Below are 14,989 nucleotides of genomic sequence, written 5' to 3'. Positions count from 1 at the left end.
GGGTTGCCCACGGATTCAAGCCTGCGTTCGGCCAGCGTGGTTTAACGGGGCGCCTAAGATCAAAAGCGTCTCGCTTCGCATCGTGGAGTGGTGTGGGTACCTATGCCAGTCAGTTAAGCGTACACCGCCCTCTGTAGGAGCGAGCTTGCTCGCGAAAAACGTCAACGATAACGCGTGTTTCCTGAATAAACGCGGTGCCTGTGAGTTTTTCGCGAGCAAGCTCGCTCCTACAAAAAGCCTTGACTGGCATTGGAGCCAGCCACCTCCCACAGTTGTAAATGGCGTGTGTCAGCTGACCTTCAGCACCAACGGATTATCTGGTGATTGGCCGTCCGATCAGCCAGGCGGCCGATCCGGCGAAGGCGTTGGCGGCGGTCGTTGCTGAAATCACCTGACCCCAGGCGGGCACTGAAAATGTGGGAGGGGGCTTGCCTCCTGTCCTGGTCCGGCAGCCTGTAGCTATCTTACTGGTGCTCCACGATCCAATGTGGGAGGGGCGGTGCGACGATTCGACTTGCCCCCGATGGCGGCCTCAGGATTGGCCAGTATTTTGGATCAGACCGAGTACATATCCGTTTCTGCGGTCATGGCTGCTATGGGTTCCGCTTTTACAGCGGCTCACTTTTGAAAAGCGCAAAAGTAAGCAAAACGCTCTTGCCCCACCACTCGGCACCTCGCCTAGGCTCGGTGTGCCCGAACGCAGGCTTGAATCCGTGGGCCGCCGCAATGGGCCATCCATGGCCCAGTGCGGCTAACCCGGCGTCCTGCCGGGTTGCCCACGGATTCAAGCCTGCGTTCGGCCAGCGTGGTTTAACGGGGCGCCTAAGATCAAGAGCGGCTCGCTTCGCATCGTGGAGTGGTGTGGGGGCAAGCTCTAACGCCAGTAAGTTAAGCGTACACCGCCGTCTGTAGGAGCGAGCTTGCTCGCGAAAAACGTCAACGATAACGCGTGCTTTCTGGATGAGCGCGGTGCCTGTGAGTTTTTCGCGAGCAAGCTCGCTCCTACAAAAAAAGCCTGGACTGGCATTGGGGCCAGCCCCCTGCCACCGTTGTAAATGGCGCCTGTCAGCTGACCTTCAGCACCAATTTGCCAAAGTTCTCGCCGTTGAACAGTTTCATCAGCGTTTCCGGGAACGTTTCCAATCCTTCAACGATATCCTCTTTGCTCTTGAGCTTGCCCTGGGCCATCCAGCCGGCCATTTCCTGCCCGGCGGCGGCAAAGTTCGCCGCGTGATCCATCACCACAAAGCCTTCCATTCGTGCGCGGTTGACCAGTAATGACAAGTAGTTGGCGGGGCCTTTGACGGCTTCTTTGTTATTGTACTGGCTGATGGCGCCGCAAATCACCACTCGCGCTTTCAGCGCCAGGCGACTGAGCACTGCGTCGAGAATCTCGCCGCCAACGTTATCGAAATAGACATCCACGCCCTTGGGGCACTCGCGCTTGAGGGCGGCGGGTACGTCTTCGTGTTTGTAGTCGATGGCCGCATCAAAGCCCAGTTCGTCCACCAGGAACTTGCACTTGTCGGCGCCTCCGGCGATGCCCACCACGCGGCAGCCCTTGAGTTTGGCGATCTGTCCGGCAATGCTGCCGACCGCGCCGGCGGCGCCGGAGATCACCACGGTCTCCCCTGTCTTCGGCGCGCCGGTGTCCAGCAGTGCGAAGTAGGCGGTCATGCCGGTCATGCCCAGGGCGGACAAGTAGCGGGGCAGCGGCGCGAGTTTCGGGTCGATCTTGTAGAAGCCGCGTGGCTCGCCGAGGAAGTAATCCTGTACGCCCAAGGCGCCGTTGACGTAGTCGCCGACCGCAAAGTCCGGGTGGTTGGAGGCAATCACCTTGCCCACGCCCAGGGCGCGCATGACGTCGCCAAGGCCCACCGGCGCGATGTAGGACTTGCCCTCATTCATCCAGCCGCGCATGGCGGGGTCGAGGGACAGGTACTCGTTGTGCACCAGTATCTGCCCGTCCCGGGGTGTGCCCACCGGGACTTCCTGATAGGTGAAGGTGTCCCGCGTGGCCGCTCCGACCGGGCGTTTGGCAAGCAGGAACTGGCGGTTGGTCTGGGCAGTCATGGCGGCAACTCTTTAGAAATGAAGTACCAGTCATAGACAAGGAACGGCCCGCGAGCAAGGTTGTTCGAGCCACGCGAATGCTTGCCGATAGACAGGGTTGATACTCGTGCCCATGGCCTTATCACCAGGACTCATGCAGCATCCACCGGGCTTCTGATAGTGCTGACGCGACGCTGCCGTCGTTGGCTAGACTCGCCGCACGGTTATCAATCCCACAGGACATTCCCCATGAGCATGACATTTTCCGGCCAGGTCGCCCTGGTGACCGGCGCTGCCGCCGGTATTGGGCGCGCCAGCGCGCTGGCGTTTGCCGCCGAAGGCTTGAAAGTGGTGGTGGCCGACCTCGATGTGGCGGGCGGCGAGGGCACTGTGGCGCTGATTCAGCAAGCCGGTGGCCAGGCGTTGTTTGTGCGCTGCAACGTCACCCTGGAAGCGGATGTGCAGCAATTGATGGCGCAGACCGTTGCCGCCTATGGCCGCCTGGACTATGCCTTCAACAATGCCGGGATCGAGATCGAGAAGGGAAAGTTGGCCGACGGTACGCTGGATGAGTTCGATGCCATCATGGGGGTCAACGTCAAAGGCGTGTGGCTGTGCATGAAACATCAACTGCCGCTGTTGCTGGCCCAGGGCGGGGGCGCCATCGTCAACACGGCGTCGGTAGCGGGTTTGGGGGCGGCGCCGAAGATGAGCATCTATGCGGCGTCCAAGCATGCGGTGATCGGCCTGACGAAGTCGGCAGCCATTGAGTACGCGAAAAAGAAAATCCGCGTCAATGCCGTGTGCCCGGCGGTGATCGACACCGACATGTTCCGACGCGCCTACGAAGCCGACCCGCGCAAGGCCGACTTTGCGGCGGCGATGCACCCGGTCGGGCGCATCGGCAAGGTCGAGGAAGTCGCCAGCGCCGTGTTGTATCTGTGCAGTGATGGTGCGGCCTTCACCACCGGCCAGGCCCTGGCGGTGGACGGCGGTGCCACGGCGATTTAGGACTTCACACTGCAACCTGTTCGAAAAGTGCTGGGGTGGCGTGGGGTGTTTCCATAGCTGGCAAAAAGCCGTGATTGAATGTGTATCATTAGGTAAAAAATCTAATAAAATCAATGATTTAATAAATATCTAGGACGGGCTTTCTTGAGCTTCTGTGCTTAACTGTTTGGGTGGAATAACAAACAGTTGAAGTGAGTGGCTCATGGATTTAGGGATTGATCGACAAGCCCCAGTACCGGTGGTGCAGCAAATCATCAGCGCAGTCGCGGGATGGATTCGCAACAATGGGGTGAGCCCCGGCACACGCTTACCGTCCGTGCGGCAACTGGCCCTCGACAACCTGCTGAGCCAGTCCAGCGTGATCGAAGCCTTCGAACGGATGGCGGCCCAGGGGCTGCTGGCCTCGAAAAACGGTGCCGGGTTCGTGGTCGCGCAGCCCGCGGTCGTTCAGGAAAAGCCGTGGCACGAAGGCGCCGAACTGGGGTGGGGCAGCTTTACCGATGGCCCTTTGGGCGAGCTTAAGCTCGGCTGCGGCTGGCTACCGGACGCCTGGCGCGAGAGCGATGACATCAACTACGCAATCCGCGAAGTCAGCCGTACCGACACCGCCGGGCTGTTCAACTACAGCACGCCCCTGGGGTTGCCGGCCCTGCGTGAACAGTTGCTCAAGCGCCTGACCCGGATCCACGTGCCCAGCAGCCTGGAGTGCATCCTGACGACCCACGGCGCCAGCCATGCCCTGGACTTGCTGATACGCACGCTGCTCAAGGCGGGCGATACGGTGGTGGTCGAGACCCCGGGCTACGGCAACCTCTATCGGCAACTGGCGTTTCACGGGGTCACCTTGCTCGAAGTGCCGCGCACGCGCAGCGGCCCGGACATCGAAGTGCTGGAGGCACACCTGCAATGCCATCGTCCCAAGTGCCTGTTCATCAACAGCCTTTATCACAACCCTACCGGCACCAGCCTGTGCCACGCGGTGGCCGAGCGTTTGCTGGCGCTGGCCCGCAGCCGGGACTTCCTGATCATCGAGGAAGACGTCTACGGCGACCTGCAACATGCCAGCTGCACGCGGTTGTCGGCGTTGCCCCATGAAGATCGTGTCATCTATGTCTCCAGTTTTTCCAAGACGCTGAGCAGTGCCTTGCGCGTGGGCTACCTGAGCGCCGGTGCGGCGATCATCGCGCAACTGGCTCATCTCAAGACCCTGACGGGCATTGGCACTTCGCGGTTTGCCGAAGCCATGGTGGCGACCTTGCTGGCCAACGGTACCTACCGCAAGTGGGTGCAGCGCCTGCGCAAGCGTCTGAATACGCAAATGGCCGCCACCCTGCAGGTACTGGAGGATGAAGAATGGCAAGTGTTTGCGGTACCCGCCGGCGGCATGTTTCTGTGGGCGCGACCTGGTGCGCAAAGCCCTTCGCGCGTGCAGGCGTGTGCCCGCAGGCTGGGTGTGTTGTTGGCACCGGGAACGTTGTTCAACCCGAAGGGTGAATGCAGCGAGTGGCTGCGCATCAACGTGGCCTATGCGGCGGATCAGCGAGCATTGGCGCTGTTCCGTGCCCTGGGGCCCGCCAGATCGACCTCGACCATTCTGAAAACGACGGGCGTGTAGCTTTTTGCCATTATTGTGGCGCCAATGACTTGTGCTCAGTACCCCGTGGTTGCCAATCTCGCTGCTGGTCAGGCGGGTTTATGGCATCTGCCATTGCGAGAGGACTCAAGTGCAATGATTTCGGGCGCGCAACGACGTTTTGCCAACCTCGGTATGGCGAAAAAACTGGGCTTGGGGTTCACCCTGGTGCTGCTGCTGACGGCATTGGTCGCGGCCATCGGCGTAGGGTCCCTGCAAACCGTGGGTCAGCGCTTTGAAGGCCTCAAGCGGATGTCTTCGCTCAACAGCGACCTGCTCAAGGTGCGCCTGATCGAACAGGATTACGCCTTGCACGCCGACCCCAAGGCGGTGGATGCCCTGCATGAACGTGTCGACGCGCTGACTGCGCTGGCGGTCAGCCTCAAGGCCGAGTCCGCCGCCAACGTGCCGGTCATGACCGAGGTGGAGCAAGCCCTGGTCGCTTACCGCAAGGCGTTCGACGAATTTGTCGAACTGACCCAGACCAAGGACCTGGCCCTGGAAATGGCCAGTTGGTCGGTGTCCAGCGTGGCCAATAATCTCGATGTGTTGCAGGCCGGCCTGGCGGACGACGGCGCCTATGCCCTGAAGGAGAGCCAGGGCAAGGACGGCGCCGAATTTATCGAGCAGGCGGGGCAGGTGAGCCAGGTGTCGCGGTTGATGCTGCAGGCGATGAACGAAGCGCGGCTGCGCCTGGATCAGAGCCGCAAGGCCGACGCGGACGAGGCCGAGCAGGGCAGGATCGAACAGGCTGACCAGGCGCTGGCCCAGGCCGAGCAACTGAAAACCTCGGTCAAGGACTCCGGTTACCAGACCGTGCTGAATGAGGTGTCCGGGCATATCGCCTCGTTCAGCGAAAAGCTTGGCGAATACACTGGCCTGCTGGCGCAGGAAAAAGTGGTTTACAAACAATTGCATGATCGCGCCGACCAGGTGGTCAGCCGGGTCAACCAGGCCTATGACGCCGAAGACCAGTCGATGCAGGCGCAACTGGCCAGCAGCGCGCTGCTCATCATCGGGTCATCCGCCCTGGCGTTGCTGGTGGGGCTGTTGGCTGCGTGGGGGATTACCCGCATGATCGTGGCGCCGCTGCGCAGGGTCATCGCCGTGGCCCAGCAGATTGCCTCCGGTGACCTGACTGGGCGCATGGAGGTCAATCGCCGCGATGAAATCGGCCAGCTGATGCAGGCGATGCAGCAGATGGGCAACGGCTTGAGCCATATGGTCAGCGGGTTGCAGGCGGGGATCGAGCAACTGGCCAACTCGGCTCATGCGTTGTCCAGCGTGACCGAGCAGACCAACATCGAGGTCAGCAGCCAGAAGGAGGAAACCGAGCAGGTGGCCACGGCGATGAACCAGATGACCGCCACGGTTCATGACGTGGCGCGTAACGCCGAAGAGGCCGCGCAAGCCGCGCAGACGGCGGATGACAAGGTCGACAGTGGCCAGCAGGTGGTGCGCTCGAGCTTGCAGCGCATCGAACTGCTGGCCACCTCCAGCAACAGTGCCAGCGCCAGTATCGAGAGCCTCAGCGCGGAAATCCAGAACATCGGCGCGGTGTTGAGTGTGATCAAGAGCGTCGCCGAGCAAACCAACCTGCTCGCCCTGAACGCTGCGATTGAAGCGGCCCGCGCAGGCGAGCAAGGGCGCGGCTTTGCGGTGGTCGCCGACGAGGTGCGCGCGCTGGCCAAGCGCACCCAGCAATCGACCGAGGAAATCGAACGCCTGGTCAGCACCTTGCGTAGCGCGGCGCAGTCGTCGGTGCAGCAGATTCAGCACAGTGGCGAGCTGGTTAAACTGGCCGTCAGTGATGCGTTGGAAACCGAAAGCGCCCTGGGCAGCATTGCTGCAGCGGTGTCATTGATCCAGCAGATGAACCAGCAGATTGCCGCCGCGGCCGAGGAGCAGAGCTCGGTGGCCGAAGAGATCAACCGCAGCGTCACCAGCATCCGCGCGAGTGCCGATCAATCGGCGTTGAGCATGCAAGGCAACGCCGCGTCGAGCATCCAGCTGGCGCAGTTGGGCGCGGAACTCAAGGGCATGGTGGGGCACTTCCGCCTCTGATCGCAGCCGGAGCGCCGCGACCAGTGGCGAACGGAGTCAGGCGTTGTTGGCGAGGAACGTCAGCAGCGCTTCATTGACGAACTCCGGATTCTCCCGGCTGGAGATATGCCCGGCGTCGGGAATCAAGGTCAGGGCACAGCCGATCAGATTGGCCATTTCCTCGGCTTCTGCGGGTGGGCGGGGCTTGTCCTGTTCGCCGCACATGACCAGGGTGGTGTCGCAGTCCAGGCGAGGCAACTGATCGAGGATGTCTTCGCGACTGAAGATCAAGCGACCCAGGGGCACCACGCTGTCCAGCAGGCGCTCCCGGGAAAAATCCTGCAGTGACTGGCGAAAGTCCTGATACAGCGCTGATTCGCGGTCGATTTGCGGCCGGAAGAAGATCGGCGCAATCACATCCAGCAACGGTTCAGGAATGGCGCCGGCGTCTTCAATCATCTTGAACAGCGAGAAGTAATACTCACGCGTGGCGTGCGGCTCGGCGCCGAGGTAGGTGTCCATCAGCACCAGGCTGTTGATGCGCTCAGGTGCCAGCAAGGCGAGGCGGGCGCCCCACATGCCGCCGACCGACAGACCGACCAGGTTGACCTGCGCGATGTTCAGCTGGTCCAGCAGCGCCAGGTGCTGACGTGCCAGGTCGTCAAGGGAGCGGGTGTCTGCGGGCAGCGTGCCCGACTCGCCATGACCCCACAGTTCAGGGACGATTACACGGTATTGCTGCGACAGTGCGTCGATCTGCGATGGCCACATGTTGCGGTCCCACAGGTAGCTCGAACCCAACAGGACGACCGGGCCTGTGCCCTGGTCGATATAATGCAGCGGTTGTCCATCAATCACGGCGACAGGCATAGCAGGCCTCTAACTTCACGGAGTGAGGGGCACTTTTTTACCCTAGTCGGGGGCGGGGGGATAGGTGCATTTTGATGGCACGTGGCGACCGGACGTCGCCATATAGCCAGAAGGCTATCAGTCGTAGATGGCTTTCTTTTTCCACTCGGCATCGGCGTCGACGACTTTCAGGCCTTCGGTCAGTTCGTTGACTTCGTCTTCGACTGGCTGGCTGTTGGTCAACACCGTGGAGTTGGCGCGGGCCAGTTGCGACTCCAGCGTTCTCAACTGTGCGCTGTACAGCACCGGCTCCGGTTGTTTGCGCAGGTACTGTACGCCGCGCTCGAACGCCAGGCGCGCCTGGCCCGGTTGCCCTTGCTGCAGGGCATGCTGGCCGAGGTTGTTGAAGAACTCGATGTGCAGCAGCACCAGGATATGGCGGACTTCCTTGATCCAGTGCTTCGCTTCGTTGGCCGGCAGGAAACCGTCCTGGGCCGCGCGGGTGACTTGGCCGTGCAACGCTTCGAGCAAAAAGCGCACATCCTTGGCCTTGGCTTCGGTCTGGATCGGCGCGGGCGGGTTGGCCACCGGAATCGATTCGCCCTGAGCGATCAGTGCGTTGAGCTCGGCGATCCGCGCCTTGAGCGGGCCGCTGGATTTGTTGAGGTTGAGCAGGCGCTGGTTGACGTTGAGTTCCAGGCGGGTCAGCAACAGCTTGAGCGCCGGGGTCATCAATTGGCCAGGAAAGGTCTCGGTGATTTCACCACAGCGACGCAGCCGATCATTGAGCTCGATCTCGGTACGCTGCTTTTCCAGCTTATTGTTTTCCACCACATGGTTCATGTAGCCAATGGCGATCAGTATTGCGATCCCGGCTATAACCAGCAGGGTGATCATGAGTGGTGTCACCGGTGTGACCTCTTTATGGGGTTTGCTGTGGAGTGTAGTGACTGAGCTATCCGGCGGATAGGACTGTTCGACCAGTTGCCCAGGTTGTTTCTTCTATATAGGTAAGTGTTCCTGGCGTGACTGCACATTGCCATCATTTGCCTGGACCAACTATAGCGCCTTGTCGAGCGCCAGAATATAGGCGCCAGGGCTTGGGCGGGCAGAATGCCCGGGCGGGCCGGTAAACCGGGGCGAAGTCATTGATTTAAATAAATTTATCCTTGGGGGTTGACGACCTATGAATCCATCCATAGAATGCGCGCCACTTACAGCGTAAAGCACACAGCGAAACGCGGTAGGGAGTGAATGTTGTACGTGTGTCCCCTTCGTCTAGTGGCCTAGGACACCGCCCTTTCACGGCGGTAACAGGGGTTCGAGTCCCCTAGGGGACGCCATATGCGGGAATAGCTCAGTTGGTAGAGCACGACCTTGCCAAGGTCGGGGTCGCGAGTTCGAGTCTCGTTTCCCGCTCCAATTTACAAGCAGTGTGGCCTTAGGGCGGCATTGAGTGAAACCAGGACCCCATCTTCGGATGAGGCCTCTGGGCACTGGAATACACACCATGTGTTTCAGTAGCGTGTCCCCTTCGTCTAGTGGCCTAGGACACCGCCCTTTCACGGCGGTAACAGGGGTTCGAGTCCCCTAGGGGACGCCATTTGCGGGAATAGCTCAGTTGGTAGAGCACGACCTTGCCAAGGTCGGGGTCGCGAGTTCGAGTCTCGTTTCCCGCTCCAATTCAAAGAAAAAGCCACTCAAGCGAGTGGCTTTTTTTTGTCTGCGATTTATTGAAAGCAATATTGATCGTTCCCACGCAGAGCATGGGAACGATCAATGGTGCTAAACAGCATTCACCGCTTGAGCCAGCCGCAACGTAGCCTGACGGATTTCTGCCTGATTGAGCGACGCAAAGCCCAAGCGCAGCGCATTCTCCGGCTGGCCCGTCGGCGAGAACTGCCGGCCGCTGCGCACCACCAGTCCGTGACCCAGCGCCGCTTTTACCAGTCGATCCACGTCGATTTCAGCCTCGAACCGCACCCACAACGCCAGGCCGCCCTCGGGCTCGCGCACCTGGATACGATCGCCCAGCGACTCGTGCAGACAGGTTTGCAACGTCTCCCGACGCCCTCGATATTCTTTCGACACGCGGCGCAGGTGCTTTTTCAGTTCACCCTCATTGATCAGGTCGGCCAGCATTTTCTGCGCGACGGCGTCGGCATCCCCCAGCATCAGCGCCGCATTGCGGTGCAGGGCTTCAACCACCTCGGCGGGCGCCACGATATAGCTGCAGCGGAACGTCGAGCCCAAGGCCTTGGATAGCGAGCCGATATAGATCACGTGGCGCTGGGAACGGTCACTGGCAAGCGGCAGGTAGGGGCGACCGTTAAAGTGGAATTCGTGGTCGTAGTCTTCCTCGATGATGCAGAAGTCGTGCAACGCAGCGAGGGTCAACAGCTGTTGGCGCCGCGCGGCGTGCAGGCTGACGGTGGTAGGGAACTGATGATGCGGCGTGACGTAGATCATGCGCACGTTGTGCTGCCGGCATAAACGGTCGATCTGGTCGGTACGGCAACCTTCTTCGTCCATGTCCACCGTGACCAGGTGCGCGCCCAACTGACGAAAAATTTCCCACGCCGGCGGATAACTCAAGCGCTCCACCAGTACCACGTCGCCCGGTTTGATCAGCAAACTGGCACTCAAGTACAGCGACATCTGCGTGCCCTGGGTCAGGCAGATATTGTCGGCGTTGACGGCCAGTCCGCGATTGCTGCGCAGCATCTCGGCGAGGGCACGGCGCAAGTGATGGCCGGTGCCTTCGCTGCCGTAGCGTACGGTGTTGGAGGCGAAGCTGTTGCGCAGGGCGTTGCGGTAGTAACGATGCAGCACCGCTTGCGGCAGCAGGCGGTGGTCGCTGGTGCCGTTGTCGAAAAACAGCGCGTCATGCCGATGCTGCAGCGCGGTGACCTGGGCGTTGTGGGCGAAATACGGCACCACCGGCTGCGCCAGAATGGGCGGCGCGAAGGATTGCAGGGCATGACCGGGCAGTTGCTTGGGCGTCAGCTGGGCATTGACGAAGGTGCCGCGACGCGGCTCGCTGATCAGCCAGCCTTTGGTCAAGGCTTCTTCGTAGGCCAGGATGACCGTCTTGCGGTTGACGTCGAGCAACTGCGCCATTTCCCGCGTCCCTGGCAGCAAGGTACCGGGCGGCAAGCGCCCCTCGACAATCGCGGTCACCAGGCCCTCGGCTATCTTGCGGTAGGAGGCGTGTGGCGAGTCGGCGTCGAGCTTGAGTAAGGGGCGCCATTTACGCATCTGGACCATCTGAAGTATCCAAAACTGGAGGTTCTAATGGGCCTAGTCTAGCGTAACAATCAAGCTTCACTCATTCTCGGGTCCTCAGCTATGCGGCATGTCATTGAACTGTCCCCCTCGGGCAAAACCTTTGAGGCCGGCGACGAGCTGTTGCTTGACGCCATGCTCGCCAGCGGCCTGGCCGTGCCGTTCTCCTGCCGCCGTGGTGCGTGCGGCTCGTGCAAGGTGGTGGTTGCGGCAGGCGAGTATCGGGCCAGGCACCTGGCGCCGGACGCGCCCGCGCCGTGTTATCCCCTGGCCGCCAACGAACTGTTGCTGTGCCAGAGTCATGCCTGCACCGACATGCGCCTGGAAATTCCCGGTTGGTCATTGGATACGCCCGCGCTGGTTTTTGGCGCACGCGTACTCAGCAAGCAGGCAGTCGCCCCCGACGTTATCGAGTTGGTGTTGTTGCCCGAGGCACCTGTGGCAGTGCGGGCAGGGCAGTACCTCAAGCTCTGCCTGGAACACGGCGATACGCGCAGTTTCTCGATTGCCAACCTGCCTGCCGAGGACGGCGGGCGCTTGGTTTTGCAGATTCGTCGGGTAAACGGCGGGTACTTTTCCGAAGGCATCCTGGATGGTCTGGCCGTGGGAAACCGCCTGCTACTGGAAGGTCCGTTCGGTGCCTGTACCTGGCAGGACGATGCCGCCGAGGCCGTGGTGCTGTTCGCCACGGGCACCGGTTACGCCGGCATCAAGCCGATCCTGCTGACCGCGCTCAAACGTGATCTCGAGGTGACGTTGTATTGGGGCGGCGCGCACTCGGTGGACTTCTACGACAGCGCCTTCCTGGATCAAGCCGCGCTCGAACATCCACGGTTTCGCTGGCATCCCGTGCGCTCATCGGAGGGCAGGGTGCAGGAGGTTGCATTGAGTCATGGCCATCGTTGGGAGGTGGCTCAGGTCTATGCCTGCGGGAACGGCGCCATGCTCAGTCAGGTGCGAACCCAGTGCCTGGAGGCGGGTCTGCCGAGCCATCGGTTTGTCGCGGAGGCGTTTGTCGCCAGTGGTCGGTCAAGCGCTGAAACGGCACCGCCGGCGTTCGACCCGATCTGGGAAAAAGTTGGCCCGCGTTATTCCCTGGACGGCATGCTGGCGGCGCGTGAGAAATCCATACGCGCCCTGGCAGCCATCGTCAGCCGCTTGAAAGTCGGCATGACCACCGGCCAGGCGCTGGAAATGGCCGCCGCGCAGTTGCAGGCCATGGGCGCGTCGCACACCTGGCACCCCACCTACATCCGGTTTGGCGCCGACACGGTGCGCCCGCCCCGTGAGGGTATCGATCGCCAGCGCAGGCTGCGCGCCAGCGATATCGTGGTGGTCGACCTTGGCCCGGTGTGGGACGGCTACGAAGGCGACTATGGCGACACGTTTGTCTTCGGCGACTCGCCCCTGCACCTGGCCTGTACCACCGCACTGCACCAGGTGTTCGATGAAACCCGCCAGGCCTGGCTGCGCGGTCTGACCGGACGCGAACTCTACGACTTCGCCGAACAGAGCGCCGTGGCCAAGGGCTGGCGGCTGGCACGCAATCTGGCGGGGCATCGCCTGGCGGATTTTCCCCATGCGTTGTTCGAGAGCAAACAGTTGGCGGAGCTGGACATCCCACCGAGTGAAATGGCCTGGGTGCTGGAGATCCAGCTGTGCCATCCGACCGAACCGGTCGGTGGGTTCTTTGAGGATATGCTGATGTTGCAGGCGTGAAGAGCCCGCCGTTGCGGCGGGCTCGAGAATGGATCAGAGCGTGGGCAACTGGCCGACACGTCCCATCATTTCGGTCACAATCTGCAGGTCCAGCAGGAACTGCTCGACAGTCTTGAACTCACCGTCGGTGTGGCCGGTGTACTTCTCTTCCGGGCGCGCCAGGCCGAATTGCACGCCGTTGGGCAGGTCGTGCACGGACGTGGCGCCGGCGGATGTGCCGAATTTGTGCTGCATGCCCAGGTTTTCCGTGGCCACCGCCAGCAGAGCTTTTACCCACTCGCCCTCGGGATTGCGGTACATCGGCTTGTCCAGCGAATAGGTGAAGTTGACGTTGACCTTGGCTTGCGTGTTCCAGGCGTTCAGTTTCTGCTCGATCTGTGCCTTGAGTGCCTCCGGGTTCTTACCCTTTGGCGCGCGCAGGTTGACTGCCAGCCTGAAGGCTTTGTCATCCAGGCCGACAAAGGTCGGCGAGGTGGTCAGCGGCCCCATGAAGTCATCGGCATAGCCCACACCCAATTTGCCACCCAGGTAATCCAGGCCCCAGTTGTCCGCCGCGTACTGCGCAGCATCCGTGATGTGGTTGTGCTTGAGGGCGATCTTGCCATCGACGCTGTGGATCAATTCCAGCATACGTGCCACCGGGTTGACCCCGGATTCGGGTTCCGAAGAATGGGCCGACACGCCGGTGACGGTCAGTTTGACGTTCTTGCCGTCAACCTGGGCGCTCACCTGGAAATTGCCGCCATTGCGCCTGGCATAGTCATTACCGGCCTGCTGCAGGCCGGCCGCCAGTTCAGCCGGGTTATCGCTGACCAGCGTGGCGACCGAGACCGATGGAATCTGGTTGGTGGCCTTGCCGCCGGTCATTGCGATAATTTCCGCGCCGGTGCCTTCACCCTTGCGCACCGGGAAAGTGGCCATGACGGTGCCCGAGCCTTTTTCGGCGATCACCACCGGGTAACCGCCATCGAGCGCCAGGTTGTAGTTCGGTACGGGATTGCGTTCGAAATAGTAGGGAATGGCGTCACCGGAGGTTTCTTCGGTGGTGTCCACCAGCAGCTTGAACGTGCGCGCCAGCGGCAGCTTTTCTTCCTTGATCACCTTCATGGCGTACATCGCCACGACGATGGCGTTCTTGTCATCCTCGGTGCCGCGACCATACATGCGGTCGCCAATCAGCGTGACCTTGAACGGGTCCAGCCTGGTGCCATCCTTCAGCACCCAGTTTTCCGGCGTCACCGGGACCACATCGGCGTGGGCATGCACGCCCACCACTTCGTCACCGCTGCCTTCCAGGGAAATTTCATACACGCGGTTATCGACGTTACGGAAGTTCAGGTTGAAGGACTTGGCCAGGGCCTGGATCCTGTCGGCGATCTTGAGGAATTCCGGGTTTTTGTACTGCGCCAGGCCGTCTACGTTGAACGTCGGAATTTCCACCAGTTCGCGCAAGGTTTCCAGCGCCGCCTTGCCGTACTTGACCCGTGTGTAAATGCCAAGCAGGCGATTGATCTCGTTCTGCTGCTCGGTGCTCAGGGTTTTGTCATTGAGAAAGGCGCTGATGGCCGGGGCGATATCACCGGACTTGCCCAGGTCGCCCTTGGCCAGGGTGCCGAGGAAACTGCGGAAGTCGCTGACGGATGCATCTGCGAAGCTTTTCAGAATCGTGGTGTTTTGTTCAGCCGTGATGTTGGCGAGCGCAGGCGTGGTAACCGCCGCAAGGCTGGCGGCGAACAGCGTGGCAGTCACGAGTTTTTTCAGTGGAAAGTGCATGGTTGGAGGCATTCCCTTGCAGGCAGTGAGTAGGGTGTTTCTGACGGATAAGTCAGAAACATTTCCACACACTAGCATTACTCAGGTGTTCGAGGTCAATGCTGGCCAGGGTGAGGGGCGGGGTACTCATCAGTCACGTTCAAGGCTCTGGCGTAGGGCCCGTCCCACAATTGCTCATGCAATTGCCCTACGCGCCTGGCCATCGCCTCACTGCGCATCACCACCTCCAGATTGCGCGAATTATCCAGGTAACCGCCTAACCAGTTGCTGGTGCCGACCCACGCGACCCGGCAGCCACGGTCTCGACGTTGCAGTCGTTTGTGGTGGAGCCGGGCAGGGCGGGGGCGATGGCTGTGTAGCCTGGATTCAAATGTGGGAGGGGGCTTGCCCCCGATGGCGGTGGTTCAGTCAAAAAATACGCCTACTGACACTCCCTCATCGGGGGATAGGTATCTACACAACTCAGCAGCGCCCAACCGTAACCACGATGCGAAGCGAGCCGCTCTTGATCTTGATCTGCTTTTGATCTGAGGCGCCCCGTTAAACCACGCTGGCCGAACGCAGGCTTGAATCCGTGGGCAACCCGGCAGGACGCCGGGTTAGCCGCACTGGGCCAGGGATGGC

The 14,989-nt window shown here is 61.2% G+C and carries 9 protein-coding genes, 4 tRNA genes and 3 pseudogenes; 10 read left to right on the top strand and 6 right to left on the bottom strand.

Annotation, left to right across the window (positions count from 1 at the left end; all coding sequences use genetic code 11):
• Positions 1-302 precede the first annotated feature (302 nt).
• Positions 303-395 (top strand): annotated as a pseudogene (locus BFQ00_RS29295) (orotidine-5'-phosphate decarboxylase); the annotation flags it as partial.
• A gap of 670 nt (positions 396-1,065) precedes the next feature.
• On the opposite strand, the gene BFQ00_RS18620 reads toward BFQ00_RS29295, so the two are convergent.
• Positions 1,066-2,073, bottom strand: a complete 1,008-nt coding sequence (locus BFQ00_RS18620) for an NADP-dependent oxidoreductase (protein ID WP_065934350.1) — start codon at positions 2,071-2,073, stop codon at positions 1,066-1,068.
• A gap of 228 nt (positions 2,074-2,301) precedes the next feature.
• Between BFQ00_RS18620 and BFQ00_RS18615 the strand changes: the two genes are divergently transcribed.
• From BFQ00_RS18615 to BFQ00_RS30490, 4 genes and pseudogenes are all read left to right on the top strand, one after another.
• Positions 2,302-3,063 carry an SDR family oxidoreductase gene (locus BFQ00_RS18615; RefSeq protein ID WP_065934349.1) on the top strand — a complete coding sequence of 254 codons (762 nt, stop codon included), beginning with the start codon at positions 2,302-2,304 and terminating at the stop codon, positions 3,061-3,063.
• A 202-nt stretch (positions 3,064-3,265) separates the two neighbouring features.
• Positions 3,266-4,678: an aminotransferase-like domain-containing protein gene (locus BFQ00_RS18610; RefSeq protein WP_065934348.1), complete on the top strand. Its 1,413-nt coding sequence runs from the start codon at positions 3,266-3,268 to the stop codon at positions 4,676-4,678.
• Between the two features lie 24 nt (positions 4,679-4,702).
• A pseudogene (locus BFQ00_RS30495) lies at positions 4,703-5,899 on the top strand (HAMP domain-containing protein); the annotation flags it as partial.
• Positions 5,879-6,760 (top strand): methyl-accepting chemotaxis protein, encoded by an 882-nt coding sequence (locus tag BFQ00_RS30490; protein ID WP_370671686.1) that lies wholly within the window; start codon positions 5,879-5,881, stop codon positions 6,758-6,760. The pseudogene BFQ00_RS30495 and the gene BFQ00_RS30490, both read left to right, overlap by 21 nt.
• Before the next feature lie 36 nt (positions 6,761-6,796).
• On the opposite strand, the gene BFQ00_RS18600 is transcribed toward BFQ00_RS30490, so the two are convergent.
• Positions 6,797-7,609, bottom strand: coding sequence for an alpha/beta fold hydrolase (locus tag BFQ00_RS18600; protein ID WP_065934346.1), 813 nt, complete (start codon positions 7,607-7,609; stop codon positions 6,797-6,799).
• A 117-nt stretch (positions 7,610-7,726) separates the two neighbouring features.
• A complete protein-coding gene (locus tag BFQ00_RS18595; RefSeq protein WP_083205590.1) occupies positions 7,727-8,497 on the bottom strand; it encodes a hypothetical protein in 771 nt (256 codons plus the stop codon).
• Between the two features lie 358 nt (positions 8,498-8,855).
• Here BFQ00_RS18595 and BFQ00_RS18590 point away from each other — a divergent pair.
• The 4 genes from BFQ00_RS18590 to BFQ00_RS18575 all read left to right on the top strand — a co-directional run bounded on the left by BFQ00_RS18590 (position 8,856) and on the right by BFQ00_RS18575 (position 9,270).
• Positions 8,856-8,931: transfer RNA gene (locus BFQ00_RS18590), tRNA-Glu, on the top strand.
• A gap of 3 nt (positions 8,932-8,934) precedes the next feature.
• A tRNA-Gly gene (locus BFQ00_RS18585) sits at positions 8,935-9,010 on the top strand.
• A 105-nt stretch (positions 9,011-9,115) separates the two neighbouring features.
• A tRNA-Glu gene (locus BFQ00_RS18580) sits at positions 9,116-9,191 on the top strand.
• A gap of 3 nt (positions 9,192-9,194) precedes the next feature.
• Positions 9,195-9,270 (top strand) — tRNA-Gly (locus BFQ00_RS18575).
• Between the two features lie 103 nt (positions 9,271-9,373).
• Here BFQ00_RS18575 and BFQ00_RS18570 read toward each other — a convergent pair.
• A complete protein-coding gene (locus BFQ00_RS18570; RefSeq protein WP_065934345.1) occupies positions 9,374-10,855 on the bottom strand; it encodes a MocR-like pyridoxine biosynthesis transcription factor PdxR in 1,482 nt (493 codons plus the stop codon).
• An 81-nt stretch (positions 10,856-10,936) separates the two neighbouring features.
• On the opposite strand from BFQ00_RS18570, the gene BFQ00_RS18565 reads away from it, so the two are divergent.
• Complete coding sequence (locus BFQ00_RS18565) at positions 10,937-12,592, top strand: M24 family metallopeptidase (protein WP_065934344.1); 1,656 nt, start codon at positions 10,937-10,939, stop codon at positions 12,590-12,592.
• Between the two features lie 33 nt (positions 12,593-12,625).
• Here the strand turns inward: BFQ00_RS18565 and BFQ00_RS18560 are convergent, their stop codons facing one another.
• Both BFQ00_RS18560 and BFQ00_RS30110 read right to left on the bottom strand, forming a co-directional pair.
• Complete coding sequence (locus BFQ00_RS18560) at positions 12,626-14,365, bottom strand: dipeptidase (RefSeq protein ID WP_065888193.1); 1,740 nt, start codon at positions 14,363-14,365, stop codon at positions 12,626-12,628.
• Positions 14,366-14,460: 95 nt separating this feature from the next.
• Positions 14,461-14,655, bottom strand: a pseudogene (locus BFQ00_RS30110) (phospholipase); the annotation flags it as partial.
• Positions 14,656-14,989 lie beyond the last annotated feature (334 nt).

This window comes from Pseudomonas sp. 28 E 9, assembly GCF_900004785.1.
In the GTDB taxonomy this organism is placed as follows: domain Bacteria; phylum Pseudomonadota; class Gammaproteobacteria; order Pseudomonadales; family Pseudomonadaceae; genus Aquipseudomonas; species Aquipseudomonas orientalis_A.
Note: the sequence above shows the minus strand (reverse complement) of the source record. Positions and strands in the feature narration are given on the sequence as shown.